9 protein-coding genes are annotated in these 9,926 nt (G+C 35.9%); 3 read left to right on the top strand and 6 right to left on the bottom strand.

The window, feature by feature from the left end; translation table 11 throughout:
- Nucleotides 1–41: 41 nt before the first annotated feature.
- Together GSY74_RS06565 and GSY74_RS06560 are read left to right on the top strand one after the other, a co-directional pair.
- Nucleotides 42–254 (top strand): hypothetical protein, encoded by a 213-nt coding sequence (locus tag GSY74_RS06565; protein ID WP_164664305.1) that lies wholly within the window; start codon nucleotides 42–44, stop codon nucleotides 252–254.
- 65 nt (nucleotides 255–319) lie between these two features.
- On the top strand, nucleotides 320–967 hold the full coding sequence (locus GSY74_RS06560) for a hypothetical protein (protein WP_164664304.1): 648 nt from the start codon (nucleotides 320–322) through the stop codon (nucleotides 965–967).
- On the opposite strand, the gene GSY74_RS06555 is transcribed toward GSY74_RS06560, so the two are convergent.
- Together GSY74_RS06555 and eno are read right to left on the bottom strand one after the other, a co-directional pair.
- Nucleotides 957–1,223 carry a septum formation initiator family protein gene (locus tag GSY74_RS06555; RefSeq protein WP_164664303.1) on the bottom strand — a complete coding sequence of 89 codons (267 nt, stop codon included), beginning with the start codon at nucleotides 1,221–1,223 and terminating at the stop codon, nucleotides 957–959. The genes GSY74_RS06560 and GSY74_RS06555 overlap by 11 nt on opposite strands.
- Before the next feature lie 6 nt (nucleotides 1,224–1,229).
- A complete protein-coding gene (eno, locus tag GSY74_RS06550; RefSeq protein WP_164664302.1) occupies nucleotides 1,230–2,501 on the bottom strand; it encodes a phosphopyruvate hydratase in 1,272 nt (423 codons plus the stop codon).
- A gap of 146 nt (nucleotides 2,502–2,647) precedes the next feature.
- Here eno and lysS point away from each other — a divergent pair, with 146 nt between their 5' ends.
- On the top strand, nucleotides 2,648–4,441 hold the full coding sequence (gene lysS, locus GSY74_RS06545; protein ID WP_164664301.1) for a lysine--tRNA ligase: 1,794 nt from the start codon (nucleotides 2,648–2,650) through the stop codon (nucleotides 4,439–4,441).
- 3 nt (nucleotides 4,442–4,444) lie between these two features.
- Here the strand turns inward: lysS and pelG are convergent, their stop codons facing one another.
- The 4 genes from pelG to GSY74_RS06525 form a co-directional block, all read right to left on the bottom strand.
- The gene (gene pelG / locus GSY74_RS06540) at nucleotides 4,445–5,845 is read right to left on the bottom strand and encodes an exopolysaccharide Pel transporter PelG (RefSeq protein WP_164664300.1); all 1,401 of its coding nucleotides are present in this window, start codon (nucleotides 5,843–5,845) and stop codon (nucleotides 4,445–4,447) included.
- Nucleotides 5,845–7,371 (bottom strand): GT4 family glycosyltransferase PelF, encoded by a 1,527-nt coding sequence (gene pelF / locus GSY74_RS06535; RefSeq protein ID WP_164664299.1) that lies wholly within the window; start codon nucleotides 7,369–7,371, stop codon nucleotides 5,845–5,847. The genes pelG and pelF overlap by 1 nt, the downstream gene beginning before the upstream one ends.
- On the bottom strand, nucleotides 7,368–8,363 hold the full coding sequence (locus GSY74_RS06530) for a hypothetical protein (protein WP_164664298.1): 996 nt from the start codon (nucleotides 8,361–8,363) through the stop codon (nucleotides 7,368–7,370). The genes pelF and GSY74_RS06530 overlap by 4 nt, the downstream gene beginning before the upstream one ends.
- A 32-nt stretch (nucleotides 8,364–8,395) precedes the next feature.
- Nucleotides 8,396–9,926: ATP-binding protein (locus tag GSY74_RS06525; protein ID WP_223157489.1), on the bottom strand; the 1,531-nt coding region annotated here is incomplete at its 5' end.

Below are 9,926 nucleotides of genomic sequence, written 5' to 3'. Positions count from 1 at the left end.
TATGTTATCATTTTTAAAAAAGAAAAGGGTAAAATATAGTTATGTTTAGATTTATACTTCTTTTATTGGTCTTAATGAATATTTTATATGCACAGAACAGATATTTTATAAAGCTTGGTAGCTTTAAGCAGTTTCCAGTGTTAGAGAAGACTATTAATAGTATGCCTGAAAATTTGCGTTCACATATCACTGTAGTCAAATCAAATGGTTGTTTATCCCTTTTGCGTATAATACAACAAACAAATATTCATTAAAAAGCAAACTTTCTGCATATAGACGATACTTCCATGATGCTTATATATATGGCTCACAAACTATTTTGAAATCTCCAGTAGTTCGAACTTATGTAGTTCAAGAGAGAAGAGTAGAGAAGAGATATAGTAGACCAGTAAAGATACCAAAATATCAAAATGTTGGAATATCAGAGGAGGATAATACCGTAGCACACTATTCAAAAGTCAAAACATATCCAACTGCTAAAACATATAGTATGCGTTCAATACCTGCTAGAATTCCAAAACCAACGGCGAAAACGGTAGAGTATAAAAAAAATCAAAGTTTCAATAAAAGAATGATAAGTGGAAAACGCTACTACTTAGCATATAAGTCGACATCTGAGAGTCCAAATCTACTTGTAAAGGTGAGCTTTGGAAATCATAAAGTTGTCTATCAACCAATGATGGGTGATATGAATATGAGAGATGCAAAATATTTGGTTGAAGATGGGAAACTCTATATGTTTGCAGACTCTTTCTCGCAAGAGGGTGCATATTCAAAGATTGATGGATATAAGAAGGATTATATTTTAGTATCTTCTTGGTCAAATGGTAAAAAATTAAATACCCTTCGTTACTACTATCGTCTAAACAGTGCTAGAAGTTATCTTGGGGTAAAAGGTAGTTCAGACCCCTTGGCTAAAGCACTAGAGGATAGTGAAATTAAGGGTGTCTATTTACCTAATTATTAGCATCCGACCACTCAAGATACTGCTTATGTAGTTTAGCATTATCCTGTTTGAGCGAATGAATCTCTTGCTTTAAACTCTCTTTCTCTCTTTGAAGATATTCAAGTCTATGTAGAGAGTTATCTCCATAGATTAGATTTGCGACATAGATTCCCACAAGTATAACAATAGTAGCAGTGACTAAAAAGATTTTGAGCGATAGTCCTAATATCTGCTCAAACTTTCTAATAATGGGGGCTATATCTTTCGCAAATTCCATGATACTCTACTCAAATATTGTGTTACCTAGATACTCAAACTGTCCTAGCTCTCTCTCTATCTCTAGCAGACGGTTATATTTGGCGATTCTATCACTTCTTGCTGTTGAACCAGTTTTTATCTCACCTGTGTTCATTGCTACGGCAAAATCAGCGATAAATGTATCTTCACTCTCTCCTGAACGGTGGCTCATTACACATTTGTATCCAGACCTTTGAGCCAATCTGATTGTCTGCATGGTCTCTGATACTGAACCGATTTGGTTTGGCTTAATAAGAATAGAGTTTGCAATATTTTTTTCGATTCCCTCTGCAAGGATAGATACATTGGTCACAAATAGGTCATCTCCAACCAGTTGAATTTTATCACCAAGCTTCTCTGTCAATATTTTCCAACCATCCCAATCATCTTCATCCAGACCATCTTCGATTGATTTGATAGGATACTTCTCACATAGGTCAGCATAGTACTCAACCAACTCTTCTGCTGTTAGCTCTCTATCTTCTGATTTGAGAACATATTTGCCCTCATCGTTTGTAAGTTCTGATGCAGCGACATCAAGAGCTAGAACAATCTGCTCTCCTGCTTTGTACCCTGCTAACTCAATAGCTTCCATAATGACTTGAAGTGGCTCTTCATTGGAGCTTAGATTTGGTGCAAATCCACCCTCATCACCCACAGCAGTACTCTCGCCCATACCATCAATAACTTTTTTAAGATGTTGATATATCTCTGCTACTGCTTGAAGACCGTCTGAAAAAGTGTTGAATCCAACAGGCACAATCATATACTCTTGGAAGTCTACAGAGTTGTTTGCATGTTCTCCACCGTTGATGATATTTACCATAGGAACAGGAATTGTTACGGCATTCATCCCACCAAGGTATCTATATAGTGGCATACCAAGAGATTGTGCAGATGCTCTTGCTATCGCCATAGAGACACCAAGTACTGCATTTGCTCCTAGTTGGGCGTAGTTCTCTGTACCATCTAGTGCTTTCATAGTCAGGTCAATCTCTGCTTGGTTAAACGGTGACATTCCAACTAGCGTATCAGCAATCTTATCATTTACATTTTCACAAGCTTGGAGAACACCTTTTCCCATATATCGGCTACCACCATCTCTTAGCTCCAGTGCTTCTCTTTTACCAGTACTTGCACCACTTGGAACTATAGCTGACGCTGTTGTACCATCACTAAGGCTTACCGTTGCTTGAACTGTAGGGTTTCCTCTGCTATCCATTACCTTATTTGCTCTTATATCATCAATGAAAATCATCTTTTATCCTTGGATATTTTAATGGTGGAATTTTACCATATTGTGGCATAGATATAAGCAAAAAAGAGATAGATTAACCTGTTTTATACTAAAGAATATGTTAAAATGCGACTTAAATTATTAAACAGTTAGGATAAACAGACTTTATGAAATGGTTAAAAGATATAGAGAAACATTTAGTTAAAAGAAAAAAAGATGGTGTTATCATAATAAATGATTCTAAAACACCATCGGGTAAGATTCATGTGGGGTCTCTAAGAGGTGTTATTATACATGATGCAATTTTCAGATACTTACAGAATAGAGGACATAAAGTAAAGTTTACCTATGGAATTGATGATTATGACCCGATGGATGGTCTGCCTCATGATGCGTCTGAAGAGATGAAACAGCATATGGGAAAACCTATGTGTAATATTCCTGCCCCATCTGACTCTGATGCTTCTGATTTAGCTAACTATTATATAGAGGATTTTTTAGAAATTTTTAAAGAGCTGGGTGTTGAAGTAGAGATTTATAGATTGAGAGATATTTATCGTTCTGGAAGATTTAATGATGCTATTGATACTATTTTGAGCCATGCGGACATAGTAAGAGATATTTATCTGGAAGTGAGCAACTCTGAAAAACCTGATAACTGGTATCCTTTTCAAGTTGTGTGTGAAGAGTGTGGTAAATTAGGAACAACTATTGTAACAGACTATTCTGATAAATTGGTAACCTATGAGTGCAAAAAAGACCTCGTATCTTGGGCAGAGGGGTGTGGACATAGAGGACGAATCTCTCCATTTGACGGAAATGGTAAACTTCCTTGGAAACTAGAGTGGGTTGCAAAATGGCATGAGTTTGGTATTGATATTGAGGGTGCAGGTATGGATCACTGTACAAAAGGTGGTTCAAGAGATGTTGGAAATGCTTGTTTTAGAGCAATATTTCAAAAACAACCACCTATCAATGTGCCTTATGGATTTTTCTTAATCAATGGAAGTAAAATGAGTTCATCAAAAGGGTTAGGTTTCTCAGCACGAGATATGACAGATTTTTTACCTCCTGAAATCCTAAGATATTTGATGATTAATAATCAAGTAAAACGCCCTGTGGAGTTCTCTGTTGATGCAAACAAGATGCTTAAGCTTTTTAATGACTATGATAGAGTATTGGCTGGTCATAAAGATGAGATTTTAAATTTGACAGAGACGGATAGAGTGACTGAAACATACAAAGGTACAAACTTTCAGATGCTAACAACTTTTGTTCAGATTCTTAATTTGGATATTGAAAAAGAGATTGAGAAGAGGGAGGGGAGAGCATTAACAGAGAGAGAAAAAAGCTCTTTGAGTTCGAGGATAGCTTCTGCTAAATATTGGTTAGATAACTATGCTACAGATGAAGACCGATTTGAGTTGCAAAATGAGACACCACCATTGATGGAGACATTAACCGAGGCACAAAAAGAGTTTTTAGTTGAATTGGGAAAATTTTTAACACTTGATGAGACAAATAGAGAAGAGCAGGTGATTAAAGATAATATATATGAGATAGCTAGAAAAACACCTATATCTGCGACAGATGCTTTTCAAGCAGTTTATAAATCTCTACTCAATAAAGATTATGGTTCAAAAGTTTGGATTCTGCTCTCTGCTGTTCCTCTGAAACTTTTAGAGGATAGATTTTTAACTATTGGGGTTAATGAGATGGATTTTATCAACGAAGTGAAAATAGATGAGTTGGAGAGTGTTGTTGATAATATTAAAAAGATTCAAGAGGTTGAGGATAAAATATACAGTAAAAATGGTGAGTATCTTTTTGCAAAAAAAATATCTTTTTTGAATATGAAAGATAGAGATGAGGTATATTTTATTGCCCTTAAAAAAGAGCAAGATATTAGTGAAGATTATTGGTCTGCTGAACTCTATCCATTGATTCAAGATAAAATATAACTTTTACTGCAACATAAAAGTCTTATAATCCAACTCTTGTAAAATATTATTTAGCGTATAGATACTAGCCACAAAAAGAATGAGCAGTGTCACACTAAATCCATACCCATAAAAGTATGGTCCTAATTGAATGCTTATCCAAGTAAGCAGAGCATTGAGTAGTACAAAAGAGAGCGTGTATATAAGTGCCTCTTTTTGTCTATCAAGATAGTATAGATAAGCCAAAATGGACATGAATCCAAGCTGTAACTGGACACCGATAACATCTACATAAAATAGTGGTAGATATAGTTTTGGTAACATCAGTAGCTCAAATAGACTCTCTGCACTAAGAAATAGTAGTAGGTTAAACATCCCCTGCACAAAGAGTACCTCTTGGATACTTCTAGTCACCGCATCTATCATACCCTGTTTGTACTTTTTAATCTGTTCTAGGGTTCCATGCCTATTGACCGCACGATAAAATCTATCGTAAGCGTCTGCGAAATCTACCTCTAACCTAAAGAAGAAAATAGCCATACCAGGGATGATAGATAGGTATGCCAAGAAGATTGGGAAATCATAAACCATAGAGGCGTGGAGTTTGTCGATAACCGCGTAACCTATGATAGGTGTAAACCAAAAAATAGCTTTGTCAATCCAGATAGCAATATTATAAAATACTCCAGATAGAGCCAGTTTCCAGTAGAACTTCTCAAATCTATTTTGAAACATATCAAGACGAATAAACTTTTTGTTTGTCTCACTATAGGCTGGGTAGTAGTAGGTGATTCCTAAAGAGAGCATTACAAAAAGTAGGGTGTTTCCTATTAGAAATGAGAGTAGATAACCTATGACCTCATACTCTCTCAAAAATATAAAACTTCCATAGATAGCTCCATAGCCTAGAAGATAGAATATAATCACAAGTCTATAAAGTTTTAGACTGGCAGCTAAGATATTGGCAATCCATACGCAACTTAATACTATAAATAGTGAAACATAGAGCAGTACAAATAGATTGCTCTGTGTATCAAAAAGAAAAATGGCTAGAGGTAGAGAGATTAGAAAGCCAAGGAGTACAGTGACGGATAGTGTTCCTATAAAATTAGGCAGTATTAGATATTCTTTTTTTTCATAGATTCTATCAGCAACAAATCGAGTAAATGGAAGTTGAAAAAAACCTGTAAAGATAGAGCTTAATGCTAGAGCAGAGACATAGGTAACTGAAGCCTTTAGCATGATTTCATGGGGGTCACCAGTAGAAGAGAGATAGACAGAAGTAAGACCAATCCCAAGGATAATAATCATAGAGATAACCCAAGGTCCACTGCTCAAAACAGCAGAGTATCCAAATGTTTTGAATACTGAAGTGATAGACTTCTCTCTAATAATCTGTTTTAGCTCAAACCCTATACCTGCCATTAGTTCTCTATACCTCTGAATGTCTCTTCATAGATTTTTCTATAGTTATCCAAAAACAGATTTTGGGTATAAAATCTACTAACCCTCTCTATTGCAACTTTTTGAGCCTCTAACCATCTCTTCTCATCGGTCAAAAACTCTATATACCCCTCTGCTAGTTCTGTTACATTTGCTATTTGACACACTTTTCCTGCTCTGCCCAAAGCTCTGTCTTCGGGATTCTCTCCACCATAGATTAGCTCTCTACATGAGCCAACATCGGTACTAACACACGGAACACCCGCCGCGAATCCCTCCAAGATAACAAGAGGCATACCCTCACTAATAGATGTAAGCGTAAGTAGACCACTTTTGGGTAGTATATCTACTATATTTTGGAATCCCAAGAACTTAATCTTATCGTTGAGGTCAAGTATAGAGATAAGCTCTCTACACTCCATCGCATACTCTCTCTCCTCACTCTGGGGTCCCACTATCCATGCCTCTGCATCAGGAATGGAGTCAACAGTGATTCTAATTGCACGAATAAATGATTTTATATCTTTTATCGAAACCACTCTACCGATAAGTGTAATGACTTTTGGAATCGTAGTAGAGCGATGTTTTCTCGTCGCCTCTAGTGTTTTTATATCGACTCCATTGGGGATAACCCTACATCTATCAGGATTGGCTCCATATGAAATCTGAGTATCTTTTGCAACAGAGAAAAGGGAGAGGATAGGGTTGGCTCTATTGTAGCTCATTTTTCCTATCCCCTCAAAAAATCTAACCCACATTCCTTGTGTGTACTCCTCTTGTGAAGACTCCCTAAACAGCTCCAATTTTTTATAAGCAGAGAGTGAATTTGATATAATATCTATCTTTCGCTCTTTGGTATAGATACCATGCTCTGTTAAGATAAATGGCTTCTTCTTGTCATAAGAGATTAGTGTAGCTAGAAACCCTGCATAACCAGTGGAAGGTGAGTGGATAATTGTTCCTTTGTCTCCTATAAGATTTGCCAGTTTAGCCATTTTCCATATAGGTAGATGAATGCTTCTGACCGTCCAAAAGTAGTCTATAAATGGAGATTCAGGGCAGTTCTCTTTATATTTATTGGAGATAAAGTACCAAGACTCTCTGCTGTATAGGAATGACGATTCATCCATTCTATTTAAGTAAAAATCCAAACCTTTTATCTCTTTTGGAAATGGAGAGTCTGTTTTATCCTCTCTAAACCAACTATACAGTTTTTGGATATACTCAAATGTTTTAATATCACCATCAACAGCATCAACAGTAGGTTTATGCTCTTTATCAAATATAAAAAGCTCTACCATATAGACCAAATTCTCAGGAAAATCATAGAGTGGTTTCTTTGGGTATTCCTCTCGCTTACTGCCTATAAATGCTATTCCAAATTTATATTGGGGGAGTCCAGAGATAAGCTGTGATATCCAAGATGAGACTCCCCCTCTGACATAGGGGTAGGTTCCCTCTGCGGGTATCAATATATCAGGGTCATCTGTGTGGTGTACAACTTTCATTTAATTTGCTCTCTATTTTTGTTCGGTGTTACCGAACCTACCTTCCAAATTTCATATAGTGGTTTCATTCTTAAATCTATTGCAAACTGCTCATTTTGCATATATTTAGAGATACTGTTATACTCTTTTAATTCATATTTTGCTTCTGCTAAAAATGTAGCTACCGAACCCTCGTTAGCACCAAGCTCTATTGCTCGTCTAAAAGAGTTCTCTGCTTCTATATATTTTTTATTAAAGAGGTGAATCTTACCCAAAAGTATAGATGCATTAGCTCTGTGACTTATCTCTTGTAGTCTCTCCTCTATCTTTTTTACATAAAACAGAACCATATGCTCATTGGCAACGCCATGAAAGATAAACTGCCAATAGGTAAGAGCCAGATTAAACTGATGCTCTTCAAGTTTTTTCTTATCTTGGCTGTTATCTATCTTGGATTTTATCTCTTTTATCTGACTATTCAGCTTTTTTTCAGATGCAGAGATTAGAGCAAAAGCATAGAGCCTAGTCTCATCAGAGCCATCTGCCAAAAACTCTTTTATCCTCCCTATATTACCCTGTGCATTACTATCATAGAGAATTTTTAACGATTTAATCTTCTCCTCATTAGAGATTGACTCTTTGTGGTCACCACCTATTGCCAAAACTCCCTCATGAAACTTACTCTCCACCATAGGAAATGATGATGTGTACTCTTCGAAATTTATAATCTCATACTTTGGTTTATAAGATTTGGTAGTTGCCATCGCAAGACCAAAGAGGAGCATAACCACCATTACAACCACTCCCATAAAGAGTAGACCAACATTCATAATTAGAAAAAAGAGAAAAAGCTTCTTTCTATGAACACGGTATTTTTTAGGCAGAAAAAGAACCAAAATAGCAGAAACAGTAGTCCAAAAGAGTATCTCTACTCCTACAAATAGTAGTATGTTCCAAGAGTTTGTCTCTTGTAGTATAGAAGAGAGACCTATTAGGCTAACGAAATCAAACACAAATATACTCCATGAATTTATTAACAAGTACACTACCCCAATAAATCATCTAAAGTCAACTCCCCAGCAATATTCAGACTATTAGAAGCAGAATTTTTCTTCAGACCATAAGTTGTTAAAAAGACCATTTTCAACTCACCTTTTTGCGTTCTTTTAAGTCCATATTTTCTAAACATTACCATTTTGTTTCTCATAACCTCTGCATAATCTTTAGTGATTTCATACTCTCTATTATAGTACTTGCACTCTACAATATCATAAATGCCATTACCATACTCAACAACCATATCTATTTGAGTTCCCCTCTCATCCTCCTCTTTTGCTCTATATTCCCAATAGTAAACCCCTGAAAAAAGACCACCTGCCCCTCTTGCTTTGAGATAACTGTGTACATTGGTAATGACTACAGTTTCAAATGCATTGCCAGACCAAGTTGCATAAGGTTGTGTACCAACAATAGAAGACCAGTATCCATTTGGGAGATTGAAAATGTCATTTTTACTAAGCTCTTTTATCCACTTGTGATGAAAGAGCAGATACATATCACTAACAATATATTTAATCCCTTTTTTCTTATTGCCAAACTTACCAATACCTTGAATGAAACCACAGGATTCAAGCTCTGCAATGGCATCTGCCAACTTGGCACCAAGAGTAATATTTAAGCTTTTAGAGAGTTCATTTATTGTCTCCCCTCTTGGTCTGCTACAGAGAGCATCAATGATACTTTTATGATAATCTGCCTTGTCCATAAAGAGTGAACGAAAAACTGCATGATACTCATCATACATAAACCCCTCTATATCAAAAAAGATTCTGTCGATATTGTCAGATATAAACAGCTTAGAGTCCAAATAGGAGAGATACTTAGCCACTCCACCAAAAATCATATAAATCTCCATAAAAGATTTACTATCAATATCAAATCCCTTAATCTCTGTCAGATACTCTTTGGTCTCCACAAAATCAAAAGGGTACATAGGAAGTTTATGTGTCAATCTTTTATAAAGTGGACCCGTTGACTCTTCGAGAATTCTATTTTTAATCCACGAAGCATTAGAGCCACACAGTATGACCACTATATTTTTTCTCTTTTCGCAATAGGTATTCCAAAAGTACCCAAGAGCAGATAAAAAGTCATCTCTATTGTTAGGGTCAATCCATGGAACTTCATCTAAAAAGATTATCACTTTCTCTTTGTGATTTCGTTTTTCAACCTCATCATCAATCGTATATTTCAAAAACCTAAATGCTCCATGCCAATCATCTACCTTTTGGTTTGGTCGAACTCTAAACCACTCATATACTTGGTCAACAAAATTAATAAGTTGAACCTCTCTGCGTACATCAGAAGCACCTGTAAAATCAAAAAAAAGACAATCTCTTCTATACTCTTGGAACATATAGTTAATCAAGTAGGTTTTTCCTATTCGTCTGCGACCATAGACAGCGACTAAAGAGCTATTGTCTAGTTCACATATATCACTTAAAATTTGTAACTCTTTTTTTCGTCCAACCATAATAGCTCCATATATCAAGATTTTTACCATATTAGCATATTTT

Origin of the sequence: Sulfurovum sp. bin170, assembly GCF_010892395.1 — a bacterium.
Taxonomy (GTDB): domain Bacteria; phylum Campylobacterota; class Campylobacteria; order Campylobacterales; family Sulfurovaceae; genus UBA1140.
Note: the sequence above shows the minus strand (reverse complement) of the source record. Positions and strands in the feature narration are given on the sequence as shown.